Source organism: Halomonas heilongjiangensis (assembly GCF_002879645.1).
In the GTDB taxonomy this organism is placed as follows: Bacteria; Pseudomonadota; Gammaproteobacteria; order Pseudomonadales; family Halomonadaceae; genus Halomonas; species Halomonas heilongjiangensis.
In genome coordinates, this window is sequence record NZ_PNRE01000034.1 from 1 (window position 1) to 15,265 (window position 15,265).

Annotated in this window: 14 protein-coding genes; 11 read left to right on the top strand and 3 right to left on the bottom strand. The window is 70.6% G+C overall.

Translation table 11 applies throughout. The features are described from left to right. The 3 genes from C1H66_RS07425 to C1H66_RS07435 form a co-directional block, all read left to right on the top strand. Window positions 1-1,101: efflux RND transporter periplasmic adaptor subunit (locus C1H66_RS07425; RefSeq protein ID WP_102627267.1), on the top strand; the 1,101-nt coding region annotated here is incomplete at its 5' end. After that, window positions 1,098-4,190, top strand: a complete 3,093-nt coding sequence (locus tag C1H66_RS07430; protein ID WP_102627268.1) for an efflux RND transporter permease subunit — start codon at window positions 1,098-1,100, stop codon at window positions 4,188-4,190. The genes C1H66_RS07425 and C1H66_RS07430, both read left to right, overlap by 4 nt. Window positions 4,191-4,296: 106 nt before the next feature. Continuing rightward, window positions 4,297-4,689, top strand: coding sequence for a ribonucleotide reductase subunit alpha (locus C1H66_RS07435; protein ID WP_102627269.1), 393 nt, complete (start codon window positions 4,297-4,299; stop codon window positions 4,687-4,689). 81 nt (window positions 4,690-4,770) lie between these two features. Here C1H66_RS07435 and C1H66_RS07440 read toward each other — a convergent pair whose 3' ends face one another. After that, window positions 4,771-5,940, bottom strand: coding sequence for a globin domain-containing protein (locus C1H66_RS07440; RefSeq protein WP_102627270.1), 1,170 nt, complete (start codon window positions 5,938-5,940; stop codon window positions 4,771-4,773). Window positions 5,941-6,205: 265 nt separating this feature from the next. On the opposite strand from C1H66_RS07440, the gene C1H66_RS07445 reads away from it, so the two are divergent. The 8 genes from C1H66_RS07445 (at window position 6,206) to C1H66_RS07480 (ending at window position 13,791) form a co-directional block, all read left to right on the top strand. Next, window positions 6,206-7,384: an NnrS family protein gene (locus C1H66_RS07445; protein WP_240618242.1), complete on the top strand. Its 1,179-nt coding sequence runs from the start codon at window positions 6,206-6,208 to the stop codon at window positions 7,382-7,384. Window positions 7,385-7,485: 101 nt separating this feature from the next. Further along, window positions 7,486-7,878 (top strand): SirB2 family protein, encoded by a 393-nt coding sequence (locus tag C1H66_RS07450; RefSeq protein WP_102627280.1) that lies wholly within the window; start codon window positions 7,486-7,488, stop codon window positions 7,876-7,878. A 261-nt stretch (window positions 7,879-8,139) separates the two neighbouring features. Further along, on the top strand, window positions 8,140-8,460 hold the full coding sequence (locus tag C1H66_RS07455; RefSeq protein WP_102627272.1) for a carboxymuconolactone decarboxylase family protein: 321 nt from the start codon (window positions 8,140-8,142) through the stop codon (window positions 8,458-8,460). 235 nt (window positions 8,461-8,695) lie between these two features. Continuing rightward, window positions 8,696-9,148 (top strand): c-type cytochrome, encoded by a 453-nt coding sequence (locus C1H66_RS07460; RefSeq protein WP_102627273.1) that lies wholly within the window; start codon window positions 8,696-8,698, stop codon window positions 9,146-9,148. 50 nt (window positions 9,149-9,198) lie between these two features. Beyond that, complete coding sequence (locus C1H66_RS07465; RefSeq protein ID WP_102627274.1) at window positions 9,199-10,554, top strand: cbb3-type cytochrome c oxidase subunit I; 1,356 nt, start codon at window positions 9,199-9,201, stop codon at window positions 10,552-10,554. A 53-nt stretch (window positions 10,555-10,607) separates the two neighbouring features. Then, entirely contained in the window at window positions 10,608-11,420 is an 813-nt protein-coding gene (locus C1H66_RS07470; RefSeq protein ID WP_102627275.1) for a CbbQ/NirQ/NorQ/GpvN family protein, read from the top strand. A gap of 195 nt (window positions 11,421-11,615) precedes the next feature. Beyond that, window positions 11,616-13,565 carry a nitric oxide reductase activation protein NorD gene (locus tag C1H66_RS23395; RefSeq protein WP_102627276.1) on the top strand — a complete coding sequence of 650 codons (1,950 nt, stop codon included), beginning with the start codon at window positions 11,616-11,618 and terminating at the stop codon, window positions 13,563-13,565. A 10-nt stretch (window positions 13,566-13,575) separates the two neighbouring features. Further along, window positions 13,576-13,791, top strand: a complete 216-nt coding sequence (locus tag C1H66_RS07480; protein ID WP_102627277.1) for a hypothetical protein — start codon at window positions 13,576-13,578, stop codon at window positions 13,789-13,791. A 12-nt stretch (window positions 13,792-13,803) separates the two neighbouring features. Here the strand turns inward: C1H66_RS07480 and C1H66_RS07485 are convergent, their stop codons facing one another. Both C1H66_RS07485 and C1H66_RS07490 read right to left on the bottom strand, forming a co-directional pair. Then, a complete protein-coding gene (locus tag C1H66_RS07485; RefSeq protein ID WP_102627278.1) occupies window positions 13,804-14,544 on the bottom strand; it encodes an HAD family hydrolase in 741 nt (246 codons plus the stop codon). Next, window positions 14,541-15,265, bottom strand: a 725-nt coding sequence (locus tag C1H66_RS07490) for a tyrosine recombinase XerC (RefSeq protein WP_102627279.1), incomplete at its 5' end; no start/stop codon positions are given. The genes C1H66_RS07485 and C1H66_RS07490, both read right to left, overlap by 4 nt.

The following is a 15,265-nucleotide window of genomic DNA, read 5'->3' on the forward strand; positions in this document are numbered from 1 at the left end:
CTGGAGGGCGGCGCCCTGCTGCGCGAGGGCACCCTGTTGCTGGCGCTGGATCCTTCCCGCTACGCGCTGGCCATCGCCGAGGCCGAGGCCGAGCTGGCGAGCCTGGTCGCCGAGCGGGCCCTGCTCGACACCGAGGAGGAGAACACCGGCCGCCTGCTGGCGCTCGAACGCCAGCGCCTCGCCCTGGCCGACCAGGAGCTGGCACGCATCGAGCGGCTGGCGGCCGGCGATGCCGTGTCGCGCTCCCGGCTCGACGAGCAGCGCCGCAGCACGCTGAGTCAGCGCCAGGCGGTGGCCTCGCTGGAGAACGCCCTGGCGCTGCTGCCCGCCCGCCGCCAGGTCCTCGAGGCCCGGATCGAGCGGGCCGGCACGCGGCTGGCCCAGGCCCGCCGCGACCTCGAGGACACCCGCTTCACGGCGCCCTACGACCTGCGCCTGGGCGAGGTGGAGGTGGAGCTGCACCAGTTCGTGGGGGTTGGCCAGCGGCTGTTCCAGGCCGACAGCCTGGCGGCCGCCGAGGTCGAGGCCCATGTGCCCTTCGCCATGATGCGGCGGCTGCTGGGCGGCGTGACCCCCGCGGAGCTGCCCGAGGACGTCCTGGACCGCGCCGCGCGGCTCGACCTCTCCGGGATCCGTGCCGAGGTGGCACTGGTCGGGGCCGCGGACGTGGGCTGGGTGGGGCGCGTGGTGCGGGTGGCCAGCGGCCTCGACCCGGCCACCCGCACCGTGCGGGTGGTGGTGCGGGTCGACCACCCCTATCGCGAGGCGCGGCCGCCGGACCGGCCTCCGCTGCTGCGCGACATGTACACCCGGGTGACGCTGTCCACCGCCGACACGGTGCCCCGGCTGGTGGTGCCGGCCGCGGCGGTGCACCAGGGCGAGCTCTACCTGGCCGACCAGGACGACCGGCTCGAGCGCCGCCCGGTCGAGGTCGCCTTCGAGCAGCACGACCTGGCGGTGATCGCCGCCGGGCTCGCCCCCGGCGAGCGGGTGATCGTCGACGACCTGCAGCCGGCGATCAACGGCATGGCGCTGGCCCCCCGGCGCGACGAGGCCCTGGAGCGGCGGCTGCGGGTGCTGGCGGCGGGAGAGCGGCCGTGATCCGCTGGTTCGCCGGGCATCCCACCGCGGCCAACCTGCTGCTGCTCCTGCTGGTCGCCGCCGGGCTGTTCGCGGCGCCCGGCCTCAAGCGCGAGACCTTTCCCGACTATCGGCCCGTCGAGGCGCGCATCGAGGTGGTCTACCGCGGCGCCAGCGCCGCCGACGTCGAGGACGCCGTCTGCCGGCGGCTCTTCGATGCGCTCAAGGGCGTGGAATTTCTCGACGAGTTCGCCTGCGTGGCCCAGGACAACCTGGCCAGCGCCACGGCGACCTTGGAAGCCGGCGGCGACGCGATCCGCTTCCTCAGCGAGATCGACACCGAGGTCGGCGCCATCACCGACCTGCCGGCCCGGGCCGAGCGCCCGGTGGTGCGCGAGCTGCATCGCAGCGACCCGGTGGCGGCGGTGGCGGTCTCCGGCGACATGCCCCGCAACCAGCTCGAGGACTACGCCCGGGTCCTGGAGGAGCGGCTGATGCGCCTGCCCGGGGTGGCGGACGTCACCGTCCAGGGCATGTCGCAGCGCCAGTGGCAGGTCGAGGTGCCGCGCGAGGTGCTCGGCCAGCACGGCCTCTCGGCCCGGGAGCTGGGCGCCAGGATCCGGCGCCAGAGCCTCGACATGCCGCTGGGCACCCTGGAGACCCGCGACCGCGACATCCTGCTGCGCTTCACCGACCAGCGCCGCTCGCTGCGCGAGCTGGAGCGCCTGGTGGTGGTCTCCGACGCGGCGGGCGGCGAGCTGACCCTGGGCGAGATCGCCACGCTCCGGGAGGTCGGTGAGCGCCCCGAGGAGCAGATCCGCTTCGACGGCGAACCGGCCCTGGTGCTCGAGGTGAACAAGTCGCTGCGCGACGACGCCCTGGACGTGAAGGACGCCCTCGAGGCGCTGCTCGAGGCGGAGCGGCGGCGGCTGGACGGGCGGGTTGCGCTGAGCGTGACCCAGGACATGACCGGCATCGTGCGCGATCGGCTGCGGATGCTGGTGAGCAACGGCCTGCTGGGGCTGGCGCTGGTGGTGCTGGTGATGAGCCTGTTCTTCCGGCCGCGGCTGGCGCTGTGGGCGGTGCTGGGGCTGCCGGCCGCCTTCATGGGCGCCTTCCTGGTGATGGCGCTGAGCGGCCTGTCGCTCAACATGATCACCCTGGTGGCGCTGCTGATGGCCATCGGCATCGTCATGGACGATGCCATCGTCATCACCGACGGCGTCGCCGCCCATGCCCGGGAGGGCGCCCCGCCGCTCGAGGCGGTGGTGGCGGGGACCCGCCAGGTGCTGCCCGGGGTGCTGTCGTCGTTTCTCACCACGGTGGCGGTGTTCGCGCCCCTTTCGTTCCTCGCCGGCGAACTGGGGGCGGTGCTCGAGGTGCTGCCGGTGGTGCTGATCGCCGCCCTGGCGGCCAGCCTGGTCGAGGCCTTCTGGATCCTGCCCCACCATCTCAAGGGCAGCGTGGAAAGGCTGCAAGAGGGGCGCGACTCGCGCCTGCGGGCGGCCTTCGAGCGCGGCTTCGCGGGGTTCCGCGAGCGGGTCGGGCGTGCCGCCGACGCCGCGATCCGCTTTCGCCATGCGGTATTGGGTGGCGTCCTGGCGGTGCTGCTGGGCTCGGTCGGTTTCCTGGTCGGCGGCCATATCGGCAGCGAGGCGATGCCCGATATCGACGGCGACGTGCTCGAGGCGCGAATCCTGATGCCCCAGGGCACGCCGCTCCACCGCACCGAGGCGGTGGCCGAGCGGGTCGAGGCGGCGATGCGGCGCCTCGACGCACGCCTCACCCCCGACCAGCCCGGCGGCGCGCCGCTGGTCGAGGCGATCCAGGTGCGCTTCAACCACAACCCCAGTGCCCGGGAATCGGGGGCCCACGTGGCCACGGTGATGGTCGACCTGCTCACCGCCGAGCGTCGTCGGATCACCCTGGGCGAGCTGACCGCGGCCTGGCGCGAGGAGCTCGGCGAGATCACCGGCCTGCAGAGCCTGATCATCCAGGAGCCGGGCATCGGGCCCGCCGGCGTGCCGGTGGAGGTGCGCCTGCAGGGCGAGGACCTGGACGCCCTCAAGGCCGCGGCGCGGGAGCTGGCCGCGCACCTGGAGGGCTACGCCGCGGTCTACAACGTCATCGACGACCTGCGTCCCGGCAAGCCGCAGCGCGCCTTCGCCCTGGCCGAGGGGGCCCATGGCCTGGGGTTGACCGCCGAGGAGGTCGCCTCCCAGCTGCGCGCGGCGCTGCTCGGCGAGATCGCCGATACCCAGCGCATCGGCGACCGGGACGTCGAGATCCTGGTGCGCCAGGCCGGGGGTGACCGCGACAGCCTCGACGACCTGCTCGACCAGACCATCGTCCTGCCCGACGGCCGCCGCGTGCCCCTGGAGGTGGTGGCGACCCTGGCCGAGCGGCGTGACTGGGCGCGCATCACCCGCATCGATGGGCGGCGCACGGTGACCGTGGAGGCCAACGTGGAGGCGCGCCTCGCCAGCGGCCAGGCCATCGTCGACGACCTGCGGAGCGGCTGGCTGGCGGCCTTCCGCGATCGCCACCCCGCCGTCGAGGTGAGCTTCGAGGGACAGGTGGCCCGCGCCGCAAAGACCGGCGCTTCCATCCGCCGCGGCCTGCTGATCGGACTGGTCGGCATCTTCGTGGTGCTCTCCTTCCAGTTCCGCAGCTACGTCGAGCCGCTGATCGTGATGGTCGCGATTCCGCTGGCCTTCCTCGGTGCCATCTGGGGCCACGTGGCCATGGGCTACTACCTGTCGATGCCCTCGCTGGTCGGCGCCGTGTCGCTGGCCGGCATCGTGGTCAACAACGCCATCCTGCTGATCCACTTCATCAAGGGGCACCGCGAGGCGGGGCTCTCGGCGGTGGCCGCCGCCGGCCGGGCCAGCCGCGACCGGCTGCGCGCCATCCTGATCTCGTCGACCACCACCATCGTTGGCCTGCTGCCGCTGCTGGCGGAGACCAGCACCCAGGCGGTCGCCATCAAGCCGCTGGTGATCTCGGTGGTGTTCGGCCTGCTCGGCTCCACCGTGCTGGTGCTGCTGGTGATCCCGGCGCTCTATGTGCTGCTCGACGACCGGGGATGGACGCGACCGCCGCAGCGTTGATCGCCGGCGCCTGCCGGCCGCCCCTTCCCGACTTTTCCCTTCCCGCGAAGGGGGGCGGGCCGTTACGCTGCAGTGCTACCATCGCCATCATGCCGAAGGAGGCCCCGTGGCCATTTCCCGCTTTGCCGACCTGCTTGAGGAGGCGCGGCGTCAGCCCGAACCGCAGCGCCTGCTGTTCGTCTGTACCCGCGCCGAACTGCCGGATCACCCCAGCGAGGAGCAGCGTCGCCGCTTCGAGCAGGGCGAGGGCGGGGTGCTGACGCCGATGCTCTGCGTCGACAAGACCCCCGACGAGCTCAGCGACATGGCGGCACTGGTGGCGGAGTCGGAAGCGACCGGCGTCGAGTGGGATATCGTCTTCGTGGCGGCCATGGCCGACCAGGGCGGGCCGGCGCTCGCCGAGCGGCACCTGCAGCGCATGGTGGAGTCGCTGAAGACGGGCAGCATCGATCAGTTCCTGGCCTTCGACCGGGCCGGCGAGGTGGTCGGGTTCCAGTGAGCCATGTGCTCACCCGGAGCCGTCGAGCACGGGGCCCGGACGCATGGCGTCCGGGCCCCGTGCGTTTTCCCCGGAAGGTGATCAGGCCGCGTCGAGGGGGCGTGAGGGGCCGAAGTGCTCGTAGTGGCGGCGCTCGGCCGGCACGCCGAGGTCGGCCAGGGCGCGGTCCACGGCACTCATAAAGCCCTGGGGGCCGACGAAGTAGCAGCGCGCCCCCTCGGGCAGGACACGGCCCAGCAGCTCGCGGTCGACCCGGCCGCTGTGCTCGGCGCCATCGCCGCGCTCGTGCACCGTCACCGTCTGTAGCCGTCCGGGGTGCTCCGCCGCCAGGGCCGCGACCTCGTCGGCGAAGGCGTGGTGCTCGGCGTCCAGGGCGGCGTGCAGGTAGACCACCCGGCGCCCCCGGGAGAGGGCGTGGCGCGCCAGGGGCAGCATGGGGGTCTGGCCGACCCCGCCGCTGGCCAGCAGCAGCGGTTCGTCACCCTCCGCCAGGGTCAGGCCGCCGGCGGGCGGCAGCAGCTCCAGGGTGTCGCCCACCTGCAGGACGTCGTGGAAGTGGCGGCTCGCCCGGCCGTCCGGCTCGCGCTTGATGGAGAGGCGATAGGTGGTGCCGTTGGGCACGTCGGAGAGGCTGTAGTGGCGGTAGACCGGCACGCCGTCGAGGGTGAGCCGCACGCCGATGAACTGACCGGGGACGTGGTCCGCCACGCTGCCGCCGTCCACGGGTGCCAGCACGAAGGAGCGGATCACCGCGCTCTCCTGGCGGGTCGCGACGATGCGGAATTCGCGGGTGCCCCGCCAGCCGCCGGGACGCTGCGCGAATTCCAGGTAACGATGATCCTCCAGCTCGATCAGCAGGCCGGCGAGCTCCTCGTAGAGCGCGCTCCAGGCCGCGGCGATCTCCGCGGTCACCGCCTCGCCCAGCACCTCGCCGATGGCGGCCATCAGGCACTCGCCGACGATGGGGTACTGCTCGGGCCGGATGTCCAGGGAGACATGCTTGCTGACCACCGTGGCCAGGGTGTCGCGGGCCTTCTGCGGGTCCGCGCGCAGTTGCACATAGGCCAGCACCGCTCCGGCCAGGGCACGGGGCTGACCACCGCTCTGCTGGTGGGCGTCGTTGAACAGCGGCTTGACCTCGGGGTAGCGGTCGAACATCAACGGATAGAAGCGCCGGGTGATGGCGTCGAGGTGGTCGGCCACCACGGGGGCGGTGGCGGCGATCAGGCGTTCCTGGTCCTGGGTCAGCATGGGGCTCCTCGGGGGTCTTGTAAGATGCTTTAAAAATACATCTTATCGCCGGGCCGGTCGGATATCACTTCCGCGGGGTGCGACAACTCGTCGCGGTCGGCGTTATCAGCGTGGGGATGTGTCACTGACGCCGGGGGCGTCGATAAGAGGCATTCTTGATACCGGTCATGGTTTCCAGGAGGTGGCTGACGCAGAATGGGCATATCCAAGCGTTTCGGTCGGGTATTGTGCCATGCAGCCATCCTCTCTCTCCGCGAGTTCCTCCATGCTGACGCGCCTGCCGGTGGCCCGCCTGGCCTTCCGGCCCTTCTTCCTGCTGGCGGCGCTGTTCAGCGTGGTCTCCATGGTGGTCTGGCTGGCCTTCTGGCACGGCGACATCCTGCTGCGCCCCCATGGCGGGCTGATGTTCTGGCACCAGCACGAGATGCTATTCGGCTTCGCCGCCGCCGTGGTGGCGGGCTTTCTGCTCACCGCGGTACAGAATTGGACCGGCCTGCCGAGCCTTCGGGGCGGCCCGCTGCTGGCGCTGGTCGGTGTCTGGCTGGCGGGGCGGCTGCTGATGGCCGTTCCCATGGGGCTACCGGCCTGGCTGCCGATGCTGGTCGACCTGGCCTTCCTGCCGCTGGTGGCGGGGGTCATGGCCCGGTTGGTGATCGCCGCGCGGCGCTGGCGCAACCTGATCTTCCTGCCGGCGCTCGCGCTGCTGACCCTCGCCAACCTGGCGATGCACCTGGGGGTGATGAACGGCGACGCCGAGCTGATCCGCCAGGCCGCCTACCTGGCGGTGCTGCTGGTCACCCTGCTGATGGTGGTGGTGGGCGGCCGGGTGATCGCCATGTTCACCGCCAACCGCCTGGGGCGCGCGAAGCCGGCGCCGATCCCTGCCCTCGAGGCCCTGGCCCTGGGCAGCACCCTGGCCGTGGTGGCGGCCCAACTGCTGGTGATGCTCGGCGTGTCGCTACCCGGTGCCTTGTTGGCGGCGCTGATGGGCCTGGCGGCCCTGGCCAACGCCGTGCGCCTGGGCCGCTGGGGCGGCCTCGCCAGCTGGCGCGAGCCGCTGCTCTGGGGCCTGCACGGCAGCTACGCCTTCATCCCCGTGGGCCTGGCCATGTGGGCCCTGGCGGCGCTGGGCGTCTTCCGGGCCGAGCTGGCGGTGCACGCCCTGACCATCGGCGGCATGGGCACCATGATGCTGGCGATGATGTCGCGGGTCTCGCTGGGCCATACCGCGCGCCCCATCCGTACCCTGCCGGGCATCGGGGTGGCGTTGGGGCTGATGCTCGCCGCGGCGCTGCTGCGTGCCCCGGTGCTGGCGCTGTTTCCCCAGATCACCCACTGGACCTACAACCTGGGCATCCTCTTCTGGTGTCTCGCCTACCTGATCTTCCTGTTCCACTACACTGTCCCCCTGTTCATGCCTCGTCTGGATGGCAAGGACGGCTAGCCGGCGCCCCGCGCCAGCTGCGGGCGACGAGCCACGGGCTTCGAGCCACGACTCTGCCCGAAGCCCGAAGCCCGAAGCCCGAAACAAAGGAGAGGAAGTTGCTGGAACACTATGTCCTGATCAAGCACCTGCATGTCACCGCCGCTACCCTGAGCATCCTCTTCTTCATGCTGAGGGCCTGGTGGTCGGTGCGCCAGGCGCCGCACCTCCAGCAGCGGTGGGTGAAGGTGGTGCCGCATCTGGTCGACACCGCCCTGCTGGCACTGGGCGTCACCCTGATGGTGATGCTCTCGCTGTGGCCGCAGCAGCATCCCTGGCTGGCCGCCAAGCTGCTCGCCCTGCTGGCCTACATCGGCCTGGGCACGGTGGCGATCAAGCGTGGCCGCACGCCGGCGATGCGCGGCGCGGCGGCGCTGGCCGCGGTGGCCGCCTTCCTCTACATGCTGGGGGCCGCGATCCGCCACAGCCCGCTCTCCTGGCTGGCCGGCCTCTAGGAGCCTGTCGGACTTAACGCTGATCTGCTACGAAACCCGGGCTTTCGGCCAATTTCATTCGATCTGATTCGTTAAATAGCGCGCTATTCGCCTCATCAGATCGATAAACTTGTCTCGAAATCCGTGTTCCTCGCGACGATCGGTCAAATCCGACAGGCTCCTAGGCCCCTGCCTGTCTCCTATACTGAGGCGGCGAGCCTTCACTTCACGACGGCTGTCATCACGTCTCTTTATAGCCCTACCATGACGAGGAGCCCGACCATGAGTCCACAGGATCTTCCCTCCGGCGCCGGCAAGGTGGCGACCCAGTATCCCGAGGTGTGGGAGGCGTTTTCCCGGCTCGGCAAGGCCTGCTCCGAGAGCGGGCCGCTCGATGCGCGCACCCGTCGGCTGGTCAAGCTGGCGCTGTCGGTGGGTGCCGGGTCCGAAGGGGCGGTGCACTCCCACATGCGTCGTGCCCTGCGCGAAGGCGTCGAGCCCGAGGCGCTCAAGCAGGTGGCCATGCTGGCCATCCCCACCATCGGGCTCCCCGCCGGTGTCGCCGCCCTGACCTGGATCGAGGACATCACCGACAAGGAGTGATGTCGTGCCGCCGGCGCATCGTCGCCGGCGGCTGTCCGTCGCGGTTTTCTGCGGTCGTCGAATCCTGCTGCGACATTCTGTCCATCGCAACTTGACCGGTGTCAAAGTCAGGGGCCGGTCCGAGCTGCTATCCTTTAATATGTATGTGATATGCATGTTTTTAGGGGAGGGGGGACAGGCAGCCGAGGCTATCCGGTCCCGAGGGAACATCACACCAGCAAGGGGGACAAGGCCCATGACCGAAGGCCTCACCAAGGCAGCAGCCCGCAACATCTTCTACGGGGGCTCGCTGTTCTTCTTTCTGCTGTTCGCCGCACTGACGGCCCACAGCCACTGGTACATGGTCAACACATCCACCGACAGTGCGGGGCTCACCGAGTCCGTCAAGCACGGCAAGGAAGTGTGGGAAAAGAACATGTGCATCAACTGCCACAGCATCATGGGCGAGGGCGCCTACTTCGCGCCGGAGCTGGGCAACGTCTGGGAGCGCTACGGCGGCCACGAGAACCCCGAGGCGGCCCGTGCGGGCCTCGCCGGCTGGATCCGTGCCCAGCCGCTGGGCGTCCAGGGGCGCCGCCAGATGCCCGCCTACGACTTCAGCGAGGAGGAGATGCAGTCGCTGATCGACTTCCTGGAGTGGACCGATGGTATCGATGACCAGGACTGGCCGCCGCATCCCGCCGGCTGAGCCGTGGATGACCGTGAGTCCGGGTGGATGAACCAAGGAGAAACATACCGATGAAATACGAAACCCAGAAGGTGGCCCTGCCATTCTTCATGGTCGCCATGGCGCTGTTCGCGTTGCAGGTCGTCTTCGGCCTGCTGGCCGCCTCCGTCTATGTCGCGCCGAATTTCATGGCCGAACTGATGCCCTTCAACGTCATGCGCGTCAGCCACACCAACCTGCTGATCGTCTGGTTGCTGATCGGCTTCATGGGCAGCACCTACTACCTGATGCCGGAAGAGGCCGAGCAGGAGATCCACAGCCCCGGCCTGGCCTATGTGCAACTGGCGATCTTCGCCTTCGCCGGTGCCGCCGCCCTGGTCGGCTACCAGTTCGGGATCCATGAGGGTCGCGAGTTCCTCGAGCAGCCGTTCTGGGTCAAGGTGCTGATCACCATCTCCTTCCTGATGTTCCTGTTCAACACCAGCATGACCCTGGCCAAGGGCCGCAAGACCGCCATCAACCTGGTGCTGATGCTGGGGCTGTGGCTGGCCGCGGTGTTCTGGCTGTTCGCCTTCTACAACCCCTCCAACCTGGCGGTGGACAAGCTCTACTGGTGGTGGGTCGTGCACCTCTGGGTCGAGGGCGTGTGGGAACTGATCATGGCCTCGCTGCTCGGCTACCTGCTGATCAAGATGACCGGGGTCGACCGCGAGGTGATCGAGAAGTGGCTCTACGTCATCGTCGGCCTGTCGCTGTTCTCGGGGCTGCTCGGCACCGGGCACCACTACTACTGGATCGGGGCGCCGAGCTACTGGCAGCCCATCGGCAGCATCTTCTCCACCCTGGAGGTGATTCCCTTCTTCGCCATGGTGGTGTTCGCCTTCTACATGTTCTGGAAGGGCAGCCGGAACCACCCCAACAAGGCCGCCATGCTCTGGGCGCTGGGCTGCCCGACCGTCGCCTTCTTCGGTGCCGGGGTCTGGGGCTTCATGCACACCCTGTCGTTCATCAACTACTACAGCCATGGCACCCAGGTCACCGCCGCCCACGGCCACCTGGCCTTCTATGGCGCCTACGTGATGCTGGTGCTCGGTATCATCACCTTCGCCATGCCGCAGCTGCGGCGCGTGCAGCCGTACAATCAGGTGATGAACATGTGGGGCTTCTGGATCATGACCTCGGCGATGTGCTTCATGACCTTCACCCTGACCTTCGCCGGGGTGGTGCAGATCCACCTGCAGCGGGTACTGGGCATGAACTTCATGGAGGTGCAGAGCCAGCTCGGCCTCTTCTACATCATGCGCCTGGGCTCCGGTGTGGCCGTGGCCGTGGGGGCGGTCCTGCTGATCTACGCCTTCTTCGGCCCGGCCCGGGAGCAGGTGCCGGCCGGCGGCACCCAGTTGACCGCGGGCGCCCAGCGCACCTGAACGAGGCGGCCCCCACGGGCCGCCTGCCTCGAATCCTGACCGGGAGAGCCCCCATGCCCCTTTCCTCCGTGGCCACCTCCGCCAGCGAGCGCGAGCCGCCCTTCTACCAGCGCGTCGGCAACGAGTGCGGCATGTTCGAGCAGGCCTTCCGACAGCGCCTGCCGCTGCTGCTCAAGGGGCCGACCGGCTGCGGCAAGACCCGCTTCGTCAGCCATATGGCGGCCAGGCTCGGGCGGCCGCTGTTCACCGTCTCCTGCCACGACGACCTGACCGCCGCCGACCTCACCGGGCGCTACCTGCTGCAGGGCGGCGAGACCCGCTGGGTCGACGGCCCGCTGACCCGTGCCGTGCGCGAGGGCGGCATCTGCTACCTCGACGAGGTGGTGGAGGCGCGCAAGGACGTCACCGTGGTGCTGCACCCGCTCACCGACGACCGCCGCCTGCTGCCGCTGGAACGCACCGGCGAGCTGCTCGAGGCGCCGGACGACTTCATGCTGGTGGTCTCCTACAACCCCGGCTACCAGCACATCCTCAAGTCGCTCAAGCCGAGCACCCGGCAGCGCTTCGTGGCCCTGTCCTTCGATTTTCCGCCGCCGGCGACGGAGCGCGATATCGTGGCCCGCGAGAGCGGCCTGCCCGCCGAGCGGTGCGCGGCGCTGGTCAACCTGGCGGCCAGCCTGCGGGCCATGAAGGGCCAGGACCTGGAGGAGGGCGTCTCCACGCGCCTGCTGGTCTACTGCGCGACCCTGATCAGCGCCGGCATGCCGATCCTGGAGGCCGCCCGCGCCACCCTGGTGGAGCCGCTCTCCGACGATGCCGACGTCCAGGAGGGACTGATGGAAGCCATTTACGCCACCTTCGGTTAGCCAGGCGCCGCCGCGCCACTGGATAAGCGGTAATTGTCCACGTGAGGGGCGTCGGGGGCAGGCCGAAGCGGAGGTCCTACGCCAGGGATGGCGTCGGTAGCGTACAGGGATGTATTTACAGCGCCTCCGCGCAGGCCTGCCGCCGGATCAGCCCCGTGTCGTCAGAGTCAGTTTCCTCCTACTTGGGAGATTGAAATGCTCGATTTTCTCGAGGTCGAGGAGTTCGTCGGCCGCCGCTGGCACCGCTGGGCCTCCGGGGCGACGAGCTATCCCGACCACCCCGAGGCGGCGGTGACGCTGGAGTCGCTGCGCCCCATGCTGGGGGTCTTCTTCCGCGCCGGCGGCGGCGAGGCGGGCGTCGAGGTGGCCGCCATCGCCCGGCGCGGCTCCGCCCACCGGCTGAGCCTGCGCCAGCGCCTGGGGCTCGACGAGGAGGACCTCGACCAGGCCCGCCGCGACGAGGAACACCTGCTGCTGCCGCCGCGCATCGCGCTGTTTCCCGAGCCGTCTCTCAACCGCGACCTCTACCTGTGGCTCACGGCCTTCCTGGCCGAGGCTCGGCCGGTCGAGCCGGCCGCCGACCCGCTGCAGGCCGACCTGGCGCGGCTGCGCGAGGCGCGGCGTGCCACCCGCGCGGCACTGGTGCGCTTCCCCGGGCTCACCGAGCGCTACGTGCGGCTGTGCGGCGAGCTGCTGGCGATCCGCCCGAGGCGCAAGCGGCTGCCGCCCCGCGAGGCGGACCTGGAAGCCGCCCTGTGCGCGGAGCTGGGTGCCCCCGACCCCGAGGGAGACTGGACCCTGGCCATGCAGCGCGCCATCCGCGAGGCGGCCTTCCCCCTGGACGGCTTCCGGGCGCCGCGGGGCTATCGCCCGCCGCTGCCGGTGCCGCTATGGGGCCAGGCCGTGACCCTGGGGACCCGTGACGGGGCCCGCGAGGCCACGGCGGACGACGACGAGGCCCCCCTCGCCGGCGACAGGCCGCAGGCGGAGGACGACCATGGCAAGCGCAAGGCCGACCGCCGCGAGCAGGACCAGGCCGACCGCGACGATCCGCTGCTCCTCAATGCCTCCGAGAAGATGCTCTCCTGGGCCGAGATGGTGAACCTCAACCGCCACGTGGAGGACGAGGAGGAGGACGCGGCGAAACAGGCCGCCGACCAGATCGACGAGATCGTGCTCAGCCCCAACCGCCAGCAGGCCGCCTCGAGGCTCAGGCTCGACCTCGACCTGGCGCCGGACGAGGCCGCCGGCAGCCGGTTGAAGGGGCGCCATGCCTATCCCGAGTGGAACCATCGCAAGCAGGCCTACCTGCCCGACCACTGCGTGGTGCACAGCGAGGTGCAGGGCGAGGAGGGCGAGGACTGGACGCCCGACGAGGTGACGCGTCGACGCATCCGCCGGGTACGGCGCGAGTTCGAGGCGCTGCGCCCGCGCCGCGAGATCCTGCGCGGACAGCTCGATGGCAGCGACCTGGACATGGACGCGGTGATCCGCTCGCGCTGCGACCTGGCCGCCACCGGCGAGGCCAGCGATCGGTTCTACCTGGCCAGCCGCACCCAGGCCCGCGACCTGGCGGTGTCGATCCTGGTGGACGTGTCGCTCTCCACCGAGGCCTGGCTGGAGGACCGCCGGGTGCTCGACGTGGCCAAGGAGGCGCTGCTGGTGCTGGGCCATGGCCTGGCCGGCTGCGGCGACGACTATGCCATCCACAGCTTCACCTCCCGGCGGCGCCACAGGGTCTGGGTCAACACCCTCAAGGGTTTCGACGAGCCCATGGGCGAGCGGGTGTCGCGGCGCATCGCCGCACTCAAGCCCGGCTCCTACACCCGCATGGGGGCGGCCATCCGTCACCTGACCGGCGAACTCGCCAAGCGCCCCAACCGCCATCGCCTGCTGCTGCTGCTCACCGACGGCAAGCCCAACGACAATGACTACTACGAGGGGCGCTACGGCATCGAGGACACCCGCAAGGCGGTGCTCGAGGCGCGGCGCCAGGAGGTGCGGGTCTTCGGCGTGACCATCGACCGCCAGGCGGGGCGCTACATCCCGCACCTGTTCGGCCGCGGCGGCTACGCCATCGTCCAGCGACCCGAGCACCTCTCCCTGGCGCTGCCGGGGATCTACCGCCAGATCATCGCCAGCTGAGGAGGTTGCCGTGACGACCCGTTCCCGACTCGTACTGGCCGTGGCGGCCTGGTGCCTGGCCGCCGTGGCGGTGGTGCTGCCGCTGGTGTGGCTGATCAACAACCGCGACTGGGGCGTGGCGCTGATGCTGCCCACGCCGTTCGTGGTCTACGCGCTGCTGCGCCTGGGCCGGGCCCTGGAGGGCTGGGCGGTAGCGGGGCTGCCGCCCGGGGGGCGAGAGCGGTGATGCGCCGGCGCGTCAGCGCCTCTCCAGCCACTCGATCAAGGTCGGCAGTTCCCGCACATGGGCCAGGCGGTGGATGCCCGTCGGCAGGCCGCTGTCGGCAGCGGCGATCCAGGCCACCTGCATCCCCAGCCGCCGGGCCGGCAGGGCATCCTCCAGCCAGGAATCCCCCACGTGCAGCGCCCGTGACGGCACGGTGTCGAGCCGGGCCAGCGCCGCCAGGAAGGGGCGCGGATCGGGCTTGGGAGCGAACATCTCGCCGGCGGCGATGGCCACCGGGAAGTGGCGATGCAGCGCCAGGCGGCGGATATCGACGTTGCCGTTGGTGATGCTGGCCAGCCGATAACGTTTGCCCAGCGCCTCGAGCATCGGCTCCACCTCGGGGTGGGGAGAGACTTCATGCCTCAGCGCCATGAAGCGCTGCATGGCCCGGGCGGCCCACAGGCAGGCGGCGCTGCGCGGCAGGCCGTAGGCCTCCAGCAGCGCCGCCAGGGCGCGTTCGCGCAGCCAACTGAAATCGCCCCGCCGCAGCGGGTACCGACGGGCGAGCTCGAGCCGGCGGGCCTGGTAGGCACTCAGCGGGAAGCGTTCGGCGAAGCGGGCTGCCGGCGCCTCGCCGCGCCGCTCCAGCCAGTCGGCCAGGGCCGCATCGAGCCAGGCATAGTGTCCCGTCTCGGTACGCTCCATCACGCCATGGTTGTCCCACAGGGTGTCGTCGAGGTCGAAGGTGATGGCCTGGAGGCGGGCGGACGTCATCGCTGGCGACCCTCGTCATCGGAACGGCGGCGCGCCCGCGGGTGGGCGGCGTCGTAGCTGGCCGCCAGGTGCTGCCAGTCGAGCCGGGTATAGACCTGGGTGGTGGCGAGGTTGGCGTGGCCGAGCAGCTCCTGTACGGCGCGCAGGTCCTGGCTCGATTCCAGCAGGTGGCTGGCGAAGGAGTGGCGCAGCCGGTGTGGATGGAGGTGCTCGGCGAGCCCCCGGGCCCTGGCCAGCTCGTTCAGGCGCTTCTGGATGGCGCGATGGCCGAGGCGGGCGCCGCGGGCGCCGACGAACAGCGCCGGTTCGCCATCGATGGCCAGCCGGCCACGCACCTCGAGCCAGGCGTCCAGGGCCTGGCGGGCACGGCTGCCCACCGGCACCTGGCGCGGCTTGCGCCCCTTGCCGAGCACCCGCACGCGGCGGGGCTGCAGGTCGCCGAGGTCGAGGGCGGCGAGCTCGGCGAGGCGCAGGCCGCTGGAGTAGAACAACTCCAGCATCGCCTGGTCGCGCCGGCCGAGGGGTGAGTCGTCGTGGGGGGCATCGAGAAACTGTGCCAGCTGGTCGGCATCCAGCGGTTTCGGCAGGTGGCGAGGCTGACGCGGCGCCCGGGTCAGGGCCACCGGGTTGTGCGAGAGGATGCCCGCCTCCAGCAGGTGCGCGGCGAAGCGCGAGATCGCCGCGCGGCGACGCGCCAGGCTGCGCGGGGCCAGGCCACGGC

Excerpts from the sequence above, each read along its gene's own strand:
- C1H66_RS07445 (WP_240618242.1), top strand. The coding sequence starts at position 6,206 with ATGCTGACGCGCCTGCCGGTGGCCCGCCTGGCCTTCCGGCCCTTCTTC.
- C1H66_RS07455 (WP_102627272.1), top strand. The coding sequence starts at position 8,140 with ATGAGTCCACAGGATCTTCCCTCCGGCGCCGGCAAGGTGGCGACCCAG.
- C1H66_RS07485 (WP_102627278.1), bottom strand. The coding sequence starts at position 14,544 with ATGACGTCCGCCCGCCTCCAGGCCATCACCTTCGACCTCGACGACACC.
- C1H66_RS07440 (WP_102627270.1), bottom strand. The coding sequence starts at position 5,940 with ATGCTGACCCAGGACCAGGAACGCCTGATCGCCGCCACCGCCCCCGTG.
- C1H66_RS07465 (WP_102627274.1), top strand. The coding sequence starts at position 9,199 with ATGAAATACGAAACCCAGAAGGTGGCCCTGCCATTCTTCATGGTCGCC.
- C1H66_RS23395 (WP_102627276.1), top strand. The coding sequence starts at position 11,616 with ATGCTCGATTTTCTCGAGGTCGAGGAGTTCGTCGGCCGCCGCTGGCAC.
- C1H66_RS07470 (WP_102627275.1), top strand. The coding sequence starts at position 10,608 with ATGCCCCTTTCCTCCGTGGCCACCTCCGCCAGCGAGCGCGAGCCGCCC.
- C1H66_RS07460 (WP_102627273.1), top strand. The coding sequence starts at position 8,696 with ATGACCGAAGGCCTCACCAAGGCAGCAGCCCGCAACATCTTCTACGGG.